The sequence below is a fragment of the Pseudomonas alvandae genome (genome assembly GCF_019141525.1).
Classification (GTDB): Bacteria; Pseudomonadota; Gammaproteobacteria; order Pseudomonadales; family Pseudomonadaceae; genus Aquipseudomonas; species Aquipseudomonas alvandae.
Map to the genome: position 1 here is coordinate 5,239,824 of NZ_CP077080.1, position 15,820 is coordinate 5,255,643.

At 61.1% G+C, this 15,820-nt stretch carries 15 protein-coding genes and 1 pseudogene; 11 read left to right on the plus strand and 5 right to left on the minus strand.

The window, feature by feature from the left end; genetic code table 11:
• Positions 1-128 precede the first annotated feature (128 nt).
• From map to KSS97_RS23305, 5 genes are all read left to right on the plus strand, one after another.
• Positions 129-911 carry a type I methionyl aminopeptidase gene (gene map / locus KSS97_RS23285; RefSeq protein WP_030139491.1) on the plus strand — a complete coding sequence of 261 codons (783 nt, stop codon included), beginning with the start codon at positions 129-131 and terminating at the stop codon, positions 909-911.
• A 44-nt stretch (positions 912-955) separates the two neighbouring features.
• Entirely contained in the window at positions 956-3,658 is a 2,703-nt protein-coding gene (locus KSS97_RS23290; RefSeq protein ID WP_030139492.1) for a [protein-PII] uridylyltransferase, read from the plus strand.
• A 136-nt stretch (positions 3,659-3,794) separates the two neighbouring features.
• The gene (gene dapC / locus KSS97_RS23295) at positions 3,795-4,994 is read left to right on the plus strand and encodes a succinyldiaminopimelate transaminase (RefSeq protein ID WP_217860238.1); all 1,200 of its coding nucleotides are present in this window, start codon (positions 3,795-3,797) and stop codon (positions 4,992-4,994) included.
• A 149-nt stretch (positions 4,995-5,143) separates the two neighbouring features.
• A complete protein-coding gene (locus KSS97_RS23300; RefSeq protein ID WP_217860239.1) occupies positions 5,144-5,485 on the plus strand; it encodes a type II toxin-antitoxin system RelE/ParE family toxin in 342 nt (113 codons plus the stop codon).
• 10 nt (positions 5,486-5,495) lie between these two features.
• Entirely contained in the window at positions 5,496-5,798 is a 303-nt protein-coding gene (locus KSS97_RS23305; RefSeq protein ID WP_057448352.1) for an XRE family transcriptional regulator, read from the plus strand.
• A gap of 191 nt (positions 5,799-5,989) precedes the next feature.
• Here the strand turns inward: KSS97_RS23305 and KSS97_RS23310 are convergent, their stop codons facing one another.
• Complete coding sequence (locus tag KSS97_RS23310) at positions 5,990-6,349, minus strand: DUF6124 family protein (RefSeq protein ID WP_217860240.1); 360 nt, start codon at positions 6,347-6,349, stop codon at positions 5,990-5,992.
• 628 nt (positions 6,350-6,977) lie between these two features.
• A pseudogene (locus KSS97_RS28470) lies at positions 6,978-7,064 on the minus strand (tail assembly protein); the annotation flags it as partial.
• A 157-nt stretch (positions 7,065-7,221) separates the two neighbouring features.
• Here KSS97_RS28470 and KSS97_RS23315 point away from each other — a divergent pair.
• Together KSS97_RS23315 and KSS97_RS23320 are read left to right on the plus strand one after the other, a co-directional pair.
• Complete coding sequence (locus KSS97_RS23315; protein WP_217860241.1) at positions 7,222-7,524, plus strand: type II toxin-antitoxin system HigB family toxin; 303 nt, start codon at positions 7,222-7,224, stop codon at positions 7,522-7,524.
• A 5-nt stretch (positions 7,525-7,529) separates the two neighbouring features.
• Positions 7,530-7,901: a helix-turn-helix domain-containing protein gene (locus tag KSS97_RS23320; RefSeq protein WP_053118833.1), complete on the plus strand. Its 372-nt coding sequence runs from the start codon at positions 7,530-7,532 to the stop codon at positions 7,899-7,901.
• Between the two features lie 203 nt (positions 7,902-8,104).
• On the opposite strand, the gene KSS97_RS23325 is transcribed toward KSS97_RS23320, so the two are convergent.
• Both KSS97_RS23325 and KSS97_RS23330 read right to left on the minus strand, forming a co-directional pair.
• Positions 8,105-9,742 (minus strand): Na+/H+ antiporter, encoded by a 1,638-nt coding sequence (locus KSS97_RS23325; RefSeq protein ID WP_030139496.1) that lies wholly within the window; start codon positions 9,740-9,742, stop codon positions 8,105-8,107.
• A gap of 183 nt (positions 9,743-9,925) precedes the next feature.
• On the minus strand, positions 9,926-11,281 hold the full coding sequence (locus KSS97_RS23330; protein WP_217860242.1) for a type III effector protein RopAA: 1,356 nt from the start codon (positions 11,279-11,281) through the stop codon (positions 9,926-9,928).
• A 177-nt stretch (positions 11,282-11,458) separates the two neighbouring features.
• Between KSS97_RS23330 and KSS97_RS23335 the strand changes: the two genes are divergently transcribed.
• The 4 genes from KSS97_RS23335 (at position 11,459) to KSS97_RS23350 (ending at position 14,671) form a co-directional block, all read left to right on the plus strand.
• Positions 11,459-11,821: an ArsC family reductase gene (locus KSS97_RS23335; protein ID WP_217860243.1), complete on the plus strand. Its 363-nt coding sequence runs from the start codon at positions 11,459-11,461 to the stop codon at positions 11,819-11,821.
• Between the two features lie 32 nt (positions 11,822-11,853).
• A complete protein-coding gene (gene dapD, locus KSS97_RS23340) occupies positions 11,854-12,888 on the plus strand; it encodes a 2,3,4,5-tetrahydropyridine-2,6-dicarboxylate N-succinyltransferase (RefSeq protein WP_181289166.1) in 1,035 nt (344 codons plus the stop codon).
• A 176-nt stretch (positions 12,889-13,064) separates the two neighbouring features.
• Complete coding sequence (locus KSS97_RS23345) at positions 13,065-14,270, plus strand: aminotransferase class V-fold PLP-dependent enzyme (protein WP_217860244.1); 1,206 nt, start codon at positions 13,065-13,067, stop codon at positions 14,268-14,270.
• Positions 14,267-14,671: a SufE family protein gene (locus KSS97_RS23350; RefSeq protein ID WP_217860245.1), complete on the plus strand. Its 405-nt coding sequence runs from the start codon at positions 14,267-14,269 to the stop codon at positions 14,669-14,671. Before KSS97_RS23345 ends, KSS97_RS23350 begins: the two co-directional genes overlap by 4 nt.
• A 135-nt stretch (positions 14,672-14,806) precedes the next feature.
• On the opposite strand, the gene tcdA is transcribed toward KSS97_RS23350, so the two are convergent.
• Positions 14,807-15,625 (minus strand): tRNA cyclic N6-threonylcarbamoyladenosine(37) synthase TcdA, encoded by an 819-nt coding sequence (gene tcdA, locus KSS97_RS23355; protein WP_217860246.1) that lies wholly within the window; start codon positions 15,623-15,625, stop codon positions 14,807-14,809.
• Positions 15,626-15,820: the final 195 nt, after the last annotated feature.

Genomic DNA, 15,820 nt, shown 5'->3' on the forward strand with positions numbered 1-15,820 from the left:
GAAGCGATGCATGTGGACGCGGATTTGCGCTGATCGTCTGTTAGAATCGCCTCTTTCAGGGCCACGCGAGTCATCATCCGCCGCCCATTTCGTTTTGAACAGCGCCGTCGGGCGCAGAGAGAGCCTGTATGACCGTCACCCTCAAGACTCCCGAAGACATCGCCAAAATGCGCGTCGCCGGCAAACTCGCCGCCGAAGTGCTGGAAATGATCGCCGACTACGTCAAGCCGGGCGTGACCACCGAAGAGCTGGACCGCATCTGCCACGACTACATCGTCAACGAGCAGAAGGCCATCCCCGCCCCGCTCAACTATAAAGGCTTCCCGAAGTCGATCTGCACCTCGATCAACCATGTGGTCTGCCATGGCATCCCCAACGAAAAACCGTTGAAGGACGGCGACACCTTGAACATCGACGTCACCGTCATCAAGGATGGCTACCACGGCGATACCAGCCGCATGTTTCACGTCGGCAATGTCCCGGAGTGGGCCGAGCGCTTGTCCAAAGTCACCCAGGAATGCATGTACATGGCCATCGAACTGGTGAAGCCGGGCTGCCGCCTGGGTGACATCGGCGAAGTGATCCAGAAGCACGCGCAGAAGAACGGCTTCTCGGTGGTGCGTGAATTCTGCGGCCACGGCATCGGCAAGGTGTTCCACGAAGAACCGCAGATCCTGCACTATGGCCGCGCCGGCACTGGCATGGAGCTGCAGGCGGGCATGACCTTCACCATCGAGCCGATGATCAACCAGGGCCGCGCCGACACCAAGGTGCTGGGTGACGGCTGGACCGCCATCACCAAGGATCGCAAGCTGTCGGCCCAATGGGAACACACCCTGCTGGTGACCGAGACGGGCTACGAGATCTTTACCCTGCGCAGCGATGACACCATCCCACGCGTTTCCGCCTGACCCGTAACCAGCCTATAGATATAGATAGAAAGGAAAGCCATTCGATGCCGCAGGTGGATCCCGAACTCTTCGACCGCGGCCAGTTCCAGGCTGAACTGGCCCTGAAGGCAAGCCCCATCTCGGCGTTCAAGAAAGCGATCCGCCAGGCCCACGAAGTGCTCGACCAGCGCTTTCGCAGCGGCCGCGATATCCGCCGGCTGATCGAGGACCGCGCCTGGTTCGTCGACAACATCCTGCAAAAGGCCTGGGAGCAGTTCAACTGGAGCGAGGACGCCGACATCGCCCTGGTGGCGGTGGGCGGCTACGGGCGCGGCGAACTGCACCCTTATTCCGACATCGACCTGCTGATCCTGCTGGACAGCGCCGATCATGAGATTTTCCGCGACTCCATCGAGCGCTTCCTGACGCTGTTGTGGGATATCGGCCTGGAAGTCGGCCAGAGCGTACGTTCGGTGCAGGAATGCGCCGACGAAGCCCGCGCCGACCTGACAGTGATCACCAACCTGATGGAAAGCCGCACCGTTGCCGGCCCCGAGCGACTGCGCCAGCGCATGCTCGACGTCACCAGCACGGCGCACATGTGGCCGAGCAAGGATTTTTTCCTGGCCAAGCGCGCCGAACAGAAGGCTCGCCACCACAAGTACAACGACACCGAGTACAACCTGGAACCCAACGTCAAGGGCTCGCCCGGCGGGCTGCGGGATATCCAGACGATCCTGTGGGTTGCCCGTCGGCAGTACGGCACGCTCAACCTGCGGGCCCTGGCCGGAGAAGGTTTCCTGGTGGAAAGCGAGAATGCCCTTCTCGCCTCGTCCCAGGAATTCCTGTGGAAGGTCCGCTACGCCCTGCACATGCTCGCCGGGCGCGCCGAGGATCGACTGCTGTTCGACCACCAGCGCTCAATCGCCGGCCTGCTGGGTTTCGAAGGCCAGGACGCCAAGCAGTCCATTGAAAACTTCATGCAGCAGTATTACCGCGTGGTGATGAGCATTGCCCAGCTCAGCGAGCTGATCATCCAGCACTTCGAAGAGGTCATTCTCGCCTCCGAGGATGAGGCGCCGCCGCAGCCGATCAATTCACGATTCCAGCTGCACGACGGCTACATCGAGGCGCGCAACGCCAACGTGTTCCGCCGCACGCCGTTCGCCATGCTCGAGATTTTCGTGCTCATGGCCCAACAGCCGGAAATCAAGGGCGTGCGCGCCGACACCATTCGCCTGTTGCGGGAAAACCGGCACCTGATCGACGACGACTTCCGCAACGACATTCGCAACACCAGCCTGTTCATCGAGCTGTTCAAGTGCAAGATCGGCGTGCACCGCAACCTGCGCCGGATGAACCGCTACGGGATCCTCGGGCGCTACCTGCCGGAATTCGGCCATATCGTCGGGCAGATGCAGCACGACCTGTTCCACATCTATACGGTCGACGCCCACACGCTGAACCTGATCAAGCACCTGCGCAAGCTGCAATACACCCAGGTTTCGGAGAAATTTCCGTTGGCCAGCAAACTCATGGCCAAGCTGCCCAAGCCCGAGCTGATCTACATGGCAGGGCTCTATCACGACATCGGCAAGGGTCGCCAGGGCGACCATTCCGAGATCGGCGCGGTGGATGCCGAGGCGTTCTGCCAGCGGCACCAACTGCCGGTATGGGACAGCCGGCTGATCGTCTGGCTGGTGCAAAACCACTTGATGATGTCGACCACCGCCCAGCGCAAGGACTTGTCCGATCCGCAGGTGATCCACGATTTCGCCCAGACCGTCGGCGATGAGACGCGCCTGGATTACCTCTACGTGCTGACCGTGGCCGACATCAACGCCACCAATCCGTCCCTGTGGAACTCCTGGCGCGCGAGCCTGCTGCGCCAGCTGTACACCGAGACCAAGCGAGCCTTGCGCCGCGGCCTGGAAAACCCGGTGGACCGCGAAGAACAGATCCGCCGCACCCAGAGCGCGGCCCTGGACATCCTGGTCCGCGGCGGCACCGATCCGGACGATGTCGAGCAGCTCTGGTCGCAACTGGGCGATGACTATTTCCTGCGCCACACCGCTGGCGACGTGGCCTGGCACAGCGACGCGATCCTGCAGCAGCCGGCCGACGGCGGACCGCTGGTGTTGATCAAGGAAACCACCCAACGCGAGTTCGAGGGCGGCACGCAGATATTCATCTACGCCCCGGACCAGCACGATTTCTTCGCCGTGACCGTGGCGGCGATGGACCAGCTCAACCTCAACATCCATGACGCCCGGGTCATTACGTCTACCAGCCAGTTCACCCTCGACACCTACATCGTGCTCGACACCGACGGCGATTCGATCGGTGACAACCCGGCGCGAATCAAGCAGATTCGCGATGGCCTCACCGAGGCCCTGCGCAACCCGGCGGACTACCCGACCATCATCCAGCGTCGGGTGCCGCGCCAGCTCAAGCATTTCGCCTTTGCGCCACAGGTGACGATCCACAACGACGCCCATCGCCAGGTCACCGTGCTGGAACTCAGCGCGCCGGACCGCCCGGGCCTGCTGGCGCGCGTCGGCCATATCTTCCTGGAATTCGACCTGTCGCTGCAGAACGCCAAGATCGCCACGCTCGGCGAACGGGTGGAAGACGTGTTCTTCATTACCGACGCCCATAATCATCCGCTTTCTGATCCGCAACTGTGCAGCCGCTTGCAGGAAGCGATCGTCCAGCATTTGAGCGTCAACCAGGAACCCGATGCTCATCTGACACGCATCAGCATCTGAACGAACAATCCCCCTCTGTGGGAGCGAGCTTGCTCGCGATAGCGACGGAGCATCCAGCATTGATGCTGCCTGACTCACCGCCATCGCGAGCAAGCTCGCTCCCACAAGGACCGCGCCCACATTGAGGAGGCCCCCGATGAACAACGCTCTGAACCAGCTCCAACCCTACCCGTTCGAAAAACTCCGCGCCCTGCTCGGCAGCGTCACGCCCAACCCGGACAAGCGCCCGATCGCGCTGTCCATCGGCGAGCCCAAGCACCGTTCGCCGAGCTTCGTGGCTGAGGCCCTGGCCAGCAACCTGGAAAAAATGGCGGTGTACCCGACCACCCTCGGTATTCCGGAACTGCGTGAAGCCATCACTGGCTGGTGCGAGCGTCGCTTCAATGTGCCAAGCGGCTGGCTCGACCCGGCGCGCCACGTGCTGCCGGTCAATGGCACCCGTGAAGCGCTGTTCGCCTTCACCCAGACCGTGGTCAACCGGGGCGACGACGCCTTGGTGGTGAGTCCCAACCCGTTCTACCAGATCTACGAAGGCGCGGCGTTCCTGGCCGGGGCCAAGCCGCACTACCTGCCTTGCCTCGATGCCAACGGCTTCAATCCGGATTTCGATACCGTCTCGCCGGATATCTGGAAACGCTGCCAGATCCTGTTCCTGTGCTCCCCCGGCAACCCGACCGGCGCCTTGATCCCGGTGGATGTGCTGAAGAAACTCATCGCCCTGGCTGACGAATATGACTTCGTGATCGCCTCGGACGAGTGCTACAGCGAACTCTACTTCGACGAACAAACCCCACCGCCGGGGCTGCTCACCGCTTGCGTCGAACTCGGCCGCAAGGACTTCAAGCGCTGCGTGGTCTTCCACAGCCTGTCCAAACGCTCCAACCTGCCGGGCCTGCGCTCCGGTTTCGTGGCCGGCGACGCCGACATCCTCAAGGGCTTCCTGCTGTACCGCACCTACCACGGCTGCGCGATGCCGGTTCAGACCCAACTGGCAAGCATCGCCGCGTGGAACGACGAAGTGCACGTGCGGGCCAACCGTGCGCTGTACCGGGAGAAGTTCGACGCGGTGCTGGAAATCCTCAGTCCGGTGCTGGACGTGCAACGCCCCGACGGCAGCTTCTACCTGTGGCCGAACGTGGCGGGCGATGACGCAGCCTTCTGCCGTGACCTGTTCGAACAGGAACACGTGACCGTCGTGCCGGGCTCGTACCTGTCCCGCGACGTGGACGGCGTCAACCCAGGCGCCGGCCGCGTGCGCATGGCCCTGGTTGCGCCATTGGCGGAGTGCGTGGAAGCGGCGGAGCGGATCCGCGCGTTTATCCAACGTCGGGGTTGATGGCTCTACCGGGGCTGTTGTGGCGAGGGAGCTTGCTCCCGCTGGGCTGCGCAGCAGCCCCAACAGCAGCATCCGCATCAACCCCACCCTGTACAAATCCTCAGTAATACCTGGGTTGCGCAATGCACCTATTTCGGTACACTTCGTTCATGGTTGATATTGCCCCCATACCGAACGTACGTTTCTTCCGCACCGACGCCGGGAATGAGCCCGTTCGCGAATGGCTGACTGACCTGCCTCGCGAGCATAGACGGATGATCGGGACTGACATCAAGACCGTTCAGATTGGTTGGCCTATAGGTATGCCGGTGGTTCGCAAGCTGGACACTGGGCTTTGGGAGGTCAGGATTGACCTTGGAGAAACCATCGCCCGCGTTCTCTTCACTGTGGTGGGCTCTGACATGGTTCTACTCCACGCTTTCATAAAGAAAAGTCAAAAAACACCAGCCACCGACATGGCAACCGCCAAGCAGCGCAAAGCAAGACTATGAGGCACCGCAAATGAACAAGCATATTGGATCTGATTTTGACGACTTCCTCGCCGAGCAAGGTATCGCCGAAGAAGTTTCCGCAGCTGCGCTCAAGCGCGTTATTGCCTGGCAGATTGCCGAAGCAATGAAGCTTCAGAAAGTGACCAAAAAGGCCTTGGCACAGCGGATGCACACCAGTCGCACTGCTGTTGATCGTGCGCTGGATCAGAACGATGCGGGAATGACACTGGCAACACTTGCCAGCGCAGCGCGTGCGTTGGGTCAGAGGGTGGAAGTACGGTTGGTGCCTGAGCAGGAAGAAGCTCACGCCTAAGCGCTGTCGTGGCGAGGGTGCTTGCTCCCTCGCCACAGAGCTCAGTGCCGCAGGTATTATTGCGTCATCCAATCGATTTATCGCGAGCAAGCTCGCTCCCACAGTGGATGGGTGTTGATCACAGAACGCGTGATCGACACCAACCTCCTGTGGGAGCGAGCTTGCTCGCGAAGAGGCCGGCACTTATTACATCAAGTCCCAAGCTCTACCCGATCCAGGCACTTGTTCGCCAACAACATCCCCAACTCAATCATCTGGGCCACTCCCAATGCTACATGCCGTCGCGAGCCGTCCTGATCGAAGGCAAGGTCATTGAGCATTGCATTGGCCGAAGCCAGGGTTTCGCTGAGGTTGGCCAGCAACACTTCGGTGTCGATACCGTCAGCCACAGTGAATAGCTGTACCGAGGGTTTGGGTTCTGATCTGCTGTCGTCAGGTTTGAGGTAATGATCCAGCGCACGATCAGCGGCTTCTTGCAGCTTTTCGGGTGCGTAATCGCCGTAGGGGAAAGTGGAGGCAGGTTTTGGTGGATTTGGAGTTTCTTTGATCATTTGATGCTCCTTGGGTGTTGGAGCTGCCACAAAGTCTTCTCACGGACTTAGAGAGAGTGGCAGCCGTACGCGGGGTGAGAATCCGGGTTAACACCCACCAAAAACCCGGCCATGTCGAAACATGCCCGCGCACAGCCGCCATAACACGATGTATGGACGAAACGCGCCTGCACTTTATATGGCCGGCGCCTATGCGCATAGTGGGTGTTCGGATTCTCACGTCCGGTCGCTGAATTGGCAGCGACACCCAGAGGCTAGAGCCCCCGCTTCCGACGGACAACCTTAAAAACTTGTCGGAAATTTCGGCGCGTCTGACAGACCACGATCGCTTGCTCAGACAAGAAAAGAAATAAAACGGGCCTCCATAGAACAACCCATTGATTCTATTGGTTTAGAAGTTCAACAGATCTCATGCAGCCTTGTTTCAAGAATCAAGCTGGCTTGAATTCGTTATTACCGACAGCCATGATCGCCCCGTCACCAGCGAACGCTGGCAGAAGTCCGGGTCCCTCTCTGGGTTGACCCAGCCACGCAGACGGGGCAAAGCAACCTCAGATGCGTGTCGATTGAAGCCGCCTTCGGGCGGCTTTGCTTTTTATGAGGTTAAGGATGTGTAGCGGTCTAATGAAACCGCAAACTCCATCCCCCTAGACTTAGCATTGGAGATGAATCGTTCGAATCCGAGGATCTGCACGCAAAGCGCCTTGACCACTTCGCCAGCAAAGCAATAGCTACCGCGCCTACGAACAATCTCATAGGGTCACCCCTGTGGCAGATGAGCCAAGATATCGGAAACAGAGTGCCCGGCAGGACTGCAAGCTGCTGCTTGTGAGCGCTTGCAAAAGTCCCACCATGGGACTACATTCTCAACCATGAGAATTATCGCCATCAGTCATCTGAAAGCCTTCTGGGAGAAATACCCAGATTCCGAACAGCAGCTTAAGGCGTGGCTTGACGATGCCAAAAAAGCCACTTGGACCAACCCAAACGACATCAAGGCGCAATACGGTAACGCAAGCATTCTCAAGAGTCGCCGCGTGGTGTTCAACATCAAGGGTAACGACTACCGCCTGGTGGTCTCCATTGCCTACCGCTTCGGCGCTGTGTACATCAAGTTTGTCGGCACTCATCGTCGGTACGATGAGATCGACGCAAACACCGTGGAAATGGAGTAATCATCATGAACATTCGCCCAATCCGCACCGATGAAGAATACCGGGTAGCTCTCAAAGAGATATCTCCGCTGTTTGAGCATGAGCCTGAACCTGGCACCCCGGAAGGCGATGCTTTCGAAGTCATGGTCACTCTGATCGAGGCATACGAAACCAAGAACTTCCCGGTTGATCTGCCTGACCCAATTGAAGCCATCAAGTTTCGCATGGAGCAATCCGGACTCACTGCAGCCGATCTTGCTCCGGCTATCGGAAAAACGAACCGCGTATACGAGGTGCTCAACCGTAAACGCTCGTTAACTCTGCCCATGATCTGGAAGCTTCACGATATGTTCGGCATCCCTGCAGAAAGCCTGATAAAGCCAGTAAAAGCTGCCTGATACTAGCCCGGCCCGCCGGGCTTTTTCAGCATGTGCGCGAGCAGGGTTGCTGCATTGAATTCGCTTTCTTATCGCAGCTCTTGGCTAACGCGAAGTCAGCACAGGATCGCCCACCATTCGTATTTGACTTCACCCATCGCGAGCAAGGTATGTTCATAGAGCTTGTGATCGATCCCAGACTCTTCGGACGATGAGGCCGATATTTATTTCCCCAACCCCAAATTCGCCTCCGCCAAATCCAACTCCCCCAGCACCTCCCGCAACACATCGTCGCCAATCTGGTGATGCCGGCTAAGCCGATACAGCTCCAGTCGCTGCGCCCGATAGGCCTTCAACCGCAGCCGACGCTCCAGCAAATCCATCTCGAACGCCAGCGCCTGGGCTTCGGCTGAGTCGTTGAACACCTCGAGCTGATGGCGATACTCGGACATCAACCGCGCCTTGACCTCCGTCGCCAGCGCAGCCTGGGCCGCGTCCGGTACAACGCTTGGTTCTTCGACTTCCAGCGCATGAATCGCCGCCTCAGCGGTTTTACGCCACGCCTCGCGGACTTCGTTTCGGCGCTTGTCGTCGGGACTTTTCTCGATGCCACGCAGCAGCATCGGCAGGGCGATGCAGGCCGCGATCAGCGACAACAGGATCACCCCAGCGGCAATGAAGATCAGCAAGTCGCGCTCCGGGAATTCAACACCGGCGCTCAACAACAACGGCACCGACAGCACGCCCGCCAGCGTCACCGCCCCGCGTACACCGCCAAACGTCAACAACCAGCAGGAACGCGCGGTCGGCACCAGGGTCAGCTCGCCCTTGCCGCGCCAGCGGCGCACCAGCCCGGATACGCGCCAGATGCTTTGCACCCAGACAAACCGCAGCACCAGCAACACCAGGAAAATCGCCACCACGTCCAGGCAGCGATAAAACAGTGTTGGCCACAACGTCGTCTCGTGGCTGGTCACCGCCTTGATAATGTCCGGCAATTGCAAGCCCAGCAGCAGGAAGATCAGGCCGTTGAAAGCGAATTCCAGCAACGCCCAGACGCTGCGATTGAGCAGCCGCGTGCCCGTCTGGCGCGGCAGCAGGTCGAGCCAACTCTGCATCATCCCCGCCGCCACCGCCGAGAGAATCCCCGAGGCACCCAAGCGTTCAGCCAGCACATAGGCGGCAAACGGCAGTAACAACATGAACACCACGTGGGTCGCCGGATCGTCCCAGCCACGGGCAATCATCCAGGCCCGCAAGCGGCCCATCAGCCAACTCAGCGCCACGCCCACCAACAGGCCGCCGACCGCCACCAGGACGAAGGCCAGGCTCGCCCCCGCCAGGGAAAACACGCCGGTGATTGCCGCTGCCAGGGCGAACTTGAAGGTCACCAGGCCCGACGCATCGTTCATCAACGCTTCGCCCTGGAGCATGTGCATCAACGGTGCGGGCAAGCGATCCCGGGCAATTGCCGAGACCGCCACGGCGTCGGTCGGCGACAGGACAGCCGCCAAGGCGAAGGCCACCGGCAACGGGATATCGGGCAGCAACCAATGAATGAAATAACCCGCCAACACCACCGTGAACAGAACCAGCCCCACCGCCAGCGTCAGGACCGGCCCACGCAGGCGCCAGAGCTCGCGCTTGGGCATTCGCCAACCGTCGGAGAACAGCAGCGGCGGCAAGAACAAAAACAGGAACAACTCGGGATCAAGCGCCACATGCAGTCCCAGCGAGGGCCAGGCCAGCACGGCACCGGCAGCGATCTGCACCAGGGGCAACGGCAGCGGGATCAACCGTCCGATCAGGCGCGACACGCCGACCAGCATCAACAGGATCAGGACGGTATAGGCGCTTTGCATAACGGACTTCCAATGACAGCCATACACATCTCCGGCAACAGCTGGCCGGTGAAGTGCCATATTAACTGCCGAGGCGGACCGCTGCCGTTGCACATTGGTCGCACCTCAGCGGCAACAATGCGCCATCATCCGTCGGCCACCCCTAACCTCCACGCGGCAGGGGCGACCGGCAATCAACCAATGCTAAACCGCTCGCTCGGCGGCACTGAGGGTCGAGCGGGCCGAGACAAAATCGACGCTGTCACCCTCATTGTCGCTCTCTTCCTCAACATGTTCGGCCACCGGCGTTTCAACCAAAGGCAACATTCCCTGCAGCTCATCCGGATGAGCGGGACCGGCGGATAGCCTGTCCAACGCAGCGGAAGCCTTGTCCGCCAAAGGCTGCGTCATCACAGCCGTGGTCACCCAGGCGGCGAGCACCGGGGCCATGGTGGCGGTGACGGTCGCCTTGCCAGCCGCCGCAACACCCGCAGGCGAAATCCCGGCGTTCCTGGCTGCATTGACAGCGGCGGTCTGGGCCATGCCGATCGCGGTAATACCGCCGGCCAACGCGCCGAGACCACTGACCAAGCCCGTCGGCGTCACCAAGGCTTGCAGCGATTTGCTGCCATCGCGCATCGCGTCCAGCGGCAGGCTGCCGACTCGCTTGGCAATGCCCATCGCCGCATTTCCTACGCCATAATTCTTGAGATCCTTGTAGCGCTGATGCCAGTCCTGGCGCCCCAACAGGTATTCCGGGCCAATCCGGTGTTTCGATTTATCGATGGAATGTTGCAGGTCATAGGCCGCCATGCCGGAAAGCGGAGAACCGACAGCCGCCATCACCGAGTCCACCTTGCTGCCCGTCTGCGCATCGACCGTTTTTGTCACCACGGGTTGGACCACTGTGCGCAAGACGTTTCGCGCGGTGAAGGTCTGGAAGGTCAGGCTGCCTTCGACAGCCTGGGTCGTCAGGCTCGGCTTCACCGCCTGGGCGGCTTCCTGCATGACCGGCTCCAGCTCGGCATTGTCGGCCACCAGCCACTGGGTATCGCTGGTGGCTCGCTTCATCAGGCCATTGCCGACCGTGTCGGCGGCGCTGCTGACCAGGCCGGCAATCGCCGACAGCGCCAACGGCGCGGTAATCGAGCCATTGCCGGTCACCGCCGGGGCGAAGTCCAGCGCGATGGACGCCGCGCCGAAGGGAACCGAACGGAGGAATCCGACGGTGTCATGGGCCGCGCGATCCAGGCGCGAGCCCTTGGTGAGCACGGCGTCGACGCTTTCTGCGGTTTCGCCGTCATTGGCCAAGGTCCGTGAACGGTCGTCGATCAGTGCTTCGAAGGCCTCGCGATTGGCACCGTTCATATGGGGTTCGAATACCCGGGTGAGCTGGGCCTTGATGGCGCCCGTCCGATTGGCCAGGTCCTGTTCAGCGGTGACAGGGCCGATCGCGACGGCTGCAGTGGTCCCGGTGGTCGAGGTCGTTGAAGGGGGCGGGAGTGTTTCTTCAGTTTGATCCGTCAGTGGATGGAACGGGGTCAGGGAGATGGAATCCATGGGCGGGGTCTCTTGTGTGGAAAAGTGCTGGGTCTACCTGTGCTGTGTGGCCACCTCTTTCCGATCGGTTCCGCCTCGTCCGATCCGTCGCGACAGTCAAGGCACTGAAAGGAACGACGTGGCATAATCGTCGGCTGATTTTCAGGACGATACCGGGAACGTTTTGGGGGAGCACTCATGCCCAATGAAAACAAGCACTTACAGCTTTTCGGCATCAAAGCCTGCGATACGATGAAAAAAGCCCGTACCTGGCTCGATGAGCACGCGGTGCGCTATGACTTTCACGATTACAAAACTGCCGGCATCGACCGTGAGCACCTGACCCAGTGGTGCAACGAGCATGGCTGGCAAGTGGTGTTGAACCGTGCCGGTACGACCTTTCGCAAACTCGACGACGAACGCAAAGCCGATCTCGACCAGACGAAAGCCATCGAACTGATGCTCGCCCAACCCTCGATGATCAAGCGCCCGGTGCTCGATCTCGGTGACCGAACCCTGATTGGCTTCAAGCCAGATATTTATGCGGCAGAAATCAAGTAAGCCTGCCCAGTCCATTTTGTAGAGGTAATTTCATGTCCACTACCCTGTTCAGCCTGGCCTTCGGCGTTGGCACCCAAAACCGTGAAGGCGCCTGGCTGGAAGTCTTCTATGCACAGCCAATGCTCAAGCCGTCGGCAGAGATCGTCGCGGCCATCGCGCCGATCCTGGGCTACAGCGAAGGCAACCAGGCCATCACCTTCACCACCGCCCAGGCTTCCCAACTGGCTGAAGCACTGCGCAACGTCGACGCCGCCCAAGCCGCGTTGTTGACCCGCCTGGCCGAAAGCCACAAGCCACTGGTCGCCACCCTGCTGGCCGAAGATGCCCAACTGTCTTCCACGCCTGAGGCTTACCTCAAGCTGCACCTGCTGTCCCATCGCCTGGTCAAGCCTCATGGCCTGAACCTGGCCGGCATCTTCCCTCTGCTGCCGAACGTGGCCTGGACCAGCCAAGGCGCGATCGACCTGGCCGAACTGGCCGAGCACCAGCTCGAAGCCCGCCTGCGTGGCGAGTTGCTGGAAGTATTCTCGGTGGACAAGTTCCCGAAAATGACCGACTACGTGGTCCCGGCCGGTGTGCGCATCGCCGATGCCGCGCGTCTGCGCCTGGGCGCCTATGTGGGCGAAGGCACCACGGTCATGCACGAAGGTTTCGTCAACTTCAACGCTGGCACCGAAGGCCCGGGCATGATCGAAGGCCGTGTCTCGGCGGGCGTGTTCGTCGGCAAGGGCTCGGACCTGGGCGGCGGCTGCTCGACCATGGGCACCCTGTCGGGCGGTGGCAACATCGTGATCAAGGTCGGCGAAGGCTGCCTGATCGGCGCGAACGCCGGCATCGGTATCCCGCTGGGCGACCGCAACACCGTGGAGTCGGGCCTGTACGTAACGGCTGGCACCAAGGTCGCCCTGCTGGATGAAAACAACCAGTTGGTGAAAGTGGTCAAGGCTCGCGACCTGGCCGGCCAGCCTGACCTGTTGTTCCGCCGCAATTCCGAAACCGGCGCGGTGGAATGCAAGACCCACAAGTCGGCCATCGAGCTGAACGAAGCACTGCACGCGCATAACTAAGCGGCTTCACACAGTCACCTGTGGGAGCGGGCTTCTGTGGGAGCCGAGCTTGCTCGCGATGGCAGCGACACGGTTTCATTGCAAGACCGTGTCATCGTTCATCGCGAGCAAGCTCGGCTCCCACAAAAAAGCCCGCTCCCACAGGGTCCGGCGTAACTCCAGCAGGGCCCGAAAGCATGTTGATTCAATCCCCCTGGCGCGCCGATTTCCCGGCCATCGCCGCCCTGCAACGGCAAGGCCAGACCTACCTGGACAGCGCCGCCACCACGCAAAAACCCCAAGCTTTGCTCGACGCGCTGGCGCATTACTACGCCAACGGTGCGGCCAACGTACACCGGGCGCAACATTTGCCCGGGGCGCTGGCTACCCAGGCATTCGAAGACAGTCGCCTCAAGGTCTCACAATGGCTCAACGCCGGAAACTGCGGGCAAGTGGTCTTCACCCATGGCGCCACGTCGGCGCTGAACCTGCTGGCCTATGGGCTGGAACATCTGTTCAACCCGGGCGATGAAATTGTCGTCAGCGCCTTGGAACACCACGCCAACCTGTTGCCCTGGCAGCAACTGGCGGAGCGTCGCGCGTTGACCCTGGTGGTGCTGCCGCTGGATGCCGATGGGGTGATCGATACGAGTGCCGCCGCCGAGCTGATCGGCCCGCGCACGCGCCTGTTGGCGGTGAGCCAGTTGTCCAACGTCCTCGGCACCTGGCAGCCGTTGCCGGCGCTGTTGGCGATGGCCAAGGCGCAGGGCGCGCTGACGGTCATCGATGGCGCCCAGGGCGTGGTCCACGGCCGCCATGATGTGGAGGCACTGGGCTGCGACTTCTACGTGTTTTCCAGCCACAAGCTCTACGGCCCCGAAGGCCTGGGGGCGCTGTTCGGTCGCAGCGAAGCGCTGGGTCAACTGCGTCACTGGCAGTTTGGCGGTGAAATGGTCCAGCAGGCCGATTACCACAGCGCCACCTTCCGCCCGGCGCCACTGGGTTTCGAGGCTGGCACACCGCCTATCGCCAGCGTGATCGGCCTGGGGGCGACGCTGGATTACCTGTCCGGGCTCGACGGGCAGGCGGTCATCGATCATGAAACCGCCCTGCATGATTATTTGCTCCACGGTCTGCAGGCGCGCAACGGCGTGCGCCTGGTGGGCAGCCCCCAACTCGCACTGTCCAGCTTCGTGGTCGATGGCATCCACAACGCCGACCTTGCGCACCTGCTGACCGAGCAAGGCATCGCCGTGCGTGCCGGGCATCATTGCGCGATGCCGTTGTTCAAGCATCTGAAGCTGTCCGGGGCAATCCGGGTGTCGCTGGCGCTGTACAACGATTCCGCCGACATCGAGCGTTTCTTCGAGGCGCTGGACCAGGCCCTGGAGATGCTGCGATGAATCTGCCTGCCGACGCCATCGCCGCGCTACAGATTTTCCAGGACGCCTCCGGGTGGGAACAACGCGCCCGGCTGTTGATGCAATGGGGCGAGCGCCTGGCGCCATTGAGCGATGCAGACAAGTGCGACGCCAACCTTGTCGGCGGCTGTGAAAGCCAAGTCTGGCTGGTGGGTCAGTTGCACGACGGCCACTGGCAGTTTTCAGCCAGCAGCGATGCGCGGTTGATCCGTGGTCTGATGGCGTTGTTGCTGGCGCGGGTCAATGGTTTGTCCGCTGAAGAATTGCAGCAGGTGGATTTGCCGGGTTGGTTCAATCAGCTGGGATTGTCGCGGCAGTTGTCGCCGTCGCGTAGCAATGGGTTGAATGCGGTGCTACAGCGGATGCGCGAGTTGGCGCAATAATTGTGGCGAGGGGATTTATCCCCGCTGGGCTGCGAAGCGGCCCCAAACCAGGCAACTCGGTGTGCCGAGAGGATTGAGTTCACAGTTTTAGGGGGCTGCTTCGCAGCCCAACGGGGATAAATCCCCTCGCCACAATTACTGTCCGGGCTTGGTCCTGTCCGCCGGCCGCCGCATGCCCGCGACGATCTTATCCACAGCCTTCGTCGCCGCGACCATGCCGAACGTCGCCGTGACCATCATCACCGCGCCAAACCCGCCGGCGCAGTCGAGCTTGACGCCGTCGCCGACGAAACTCTTCTGCAAGCAAATGCTGCCGTCCGGTTTCGGGTAGCGCAGTTGTTCGGTGGAGAACACGCAAGGCACGCTGTAGTGGCGGGTCACGGTGCGGGAGAAGCCGTAGTCGCGGCGCAAGGTGGAGCGCACCTTGGAGGCCAGCGGATCGTTGAACGTACGGTTCAAATCGCAGACCTGGATCAGCGTCGGGTCGATCTGCCCGCCCGCGCCGCCGGTGGTGATGATCTGGATCTTGCGGCGCTTGCACCAGGCGATCAGCGCGGCCTTGGCGTTGACGCTGTCGATGCAGTCGATCACGCAATCGATGTTCGGCGTGATGTATTCGGCCATGGTATCGCGGGTGACAAAGTCGGCCACCGCGTGCACGGTGCAGTCGGGGTTGATCCCGCGCAGCCGCTCGGCCATCACTTCGACCTTGGGTTTGCCGACGGTGCTGTCCAGGGCGTGCAACTGACGGTTGGCGTTACTGACGCAGACATCGTCCAGGTCGAACAGCGAAATCTCGCCCACGCCGCAACGGGCGATGGCCTCCGCCGCCCAGGAGCCGACACCGCCAACGCCGACAATCGCCACATGGGCCGCCCGCAGGCGCTCCAGGCCTTCGATGCCATACAAACGGGCGATACCGGCAAACCGTGGATCTTCTGTACTCATGACCATTACCCCAAAAACCGGCGCGCATTATAGGGCTTTGCCACGGCAATTCGAGCTGTTCGCGAATTGAACCCCTCCAATTTTCCCTTGTGGGAGCGAGCTTGCTCGCGATGGCGTCAGTCCAGTCAATAGAGTATCGACTGATCCACCGCCATCGCGAGCAAGCTCGCTCCCACAGGTTTTGTGTTCCACCTGTCCCCC

What these genes read in the sequence shown, in the direction of transcription:
- map (WP_030139491.1), top strand. Translation starts at nt 129, where the DNA reads ATGACCGTCACCCTCAAGACTCCCGAAGACATCGCCAAAATGCGCGTC.
- KSS97_RS23290 (WP_030139492.1), top strand. Translation starts at nt 956, where the DNA reads ATGCCGCAGGTGGATCCCGAACTCTTCGACCGCGGCCAGTTCCAGGCT.
- dapC (WP_217860238.1), top strand. Translation starts at nt 3,795, where the DNA reads ATGAACAACGCTCTGAACCAGCTCCAACCCTACCCGTTCGAAAAACTC.
- KSS97_RS23300 (WP_217860239.1), top strand. Translation starts at nt 5,144, where the DNA reads ATGGTTGATATTGCCCCCATACCGAACGTACGTTTCTTCCGCACCGAC.
- KSS97_RS23305 (WP_057448352.1), top strand. Translation starts at nt 5,496, where the DNA reads ATGAACAAGCATATTGGATCTGATTTTGACGACTTCCTCGCCGAGCAA.
- KSS97_RS23310 (WP_217860240.1), bottom strand. Translation starts at nt 6,349, where the DNA reads ATGATCAAAGAAACTCCAAATCCACCAAAACCTGCCTCCACTTTCCCC.
- KSS97_RS23315 (WP_217860241.1), top strand. Translation starts at nt 7,222, where the DNA reads ATGAGAATTATCGCCATCAGTCATCTGAAAGCCTTCTGGGAGAAATAC.
- KSS97_RS23320 (WP_053118833.1), top strand. Translation starts at nt 7,530, where the DNA reads ATGAACATTCGCCCAATCCGCACCGATGAAGAATACCGGGTAGCTCTC.
- KSS97_RS23325 (WP_030139496.1), bottom strand. Translation starts at nt 9,742, where the DNA reads ATGCAAAGCGCCTATACCGTCCTGATCCTGTTGATGCTGGTCGGCGTG.
- KSS97_RS23330 (WP_217860242.1), bottom strand. Translation starts at nt 11,281, where the DNA reads ATGGATTCCATCTCCCTGACCCCGTTCCATCCACTGACGGATCAAACT.
- KSS97_RS23335 (WP_217860243.1), top strand. Translation starts at nt 11,459, where the DNA reads ATGCCCAATGAAAACAAGCACTTACAGCTTTTCGGCATCAAAGCCTGC.
- dapD (WP_181289166.1), top strand. Translation starts at nt 11,854, where the DNA reads ATGTCCACTACCCTGTTCAGCCTGGCCTTCGGCGTTGGCACCCAAAAC.
- KSS97_RS23345 (WP_217860244.1), top strand. Translation starts at nt 13,065, where the DNA reads ATGTTGATTCAATCCCCCTGGCGCGCCGATTTCCCGGCCATCGCCGCC.
- KSS97_RS23350 (WP_217860245.1), top strand. Translation starts at nt 14,267, where the DNA reads ATGAATCTGCCTGCCGACGCCATCGCCGCGCTACAGATTTTCCAGGAC.
- tcdA (WP_217860246.1), bottom strand. Translation starts at nt 15,625, where the DNA reads ATGGTCATGAGTACAGAAGATCCACGGTTTGCCGGTATCGCCCGTTTG.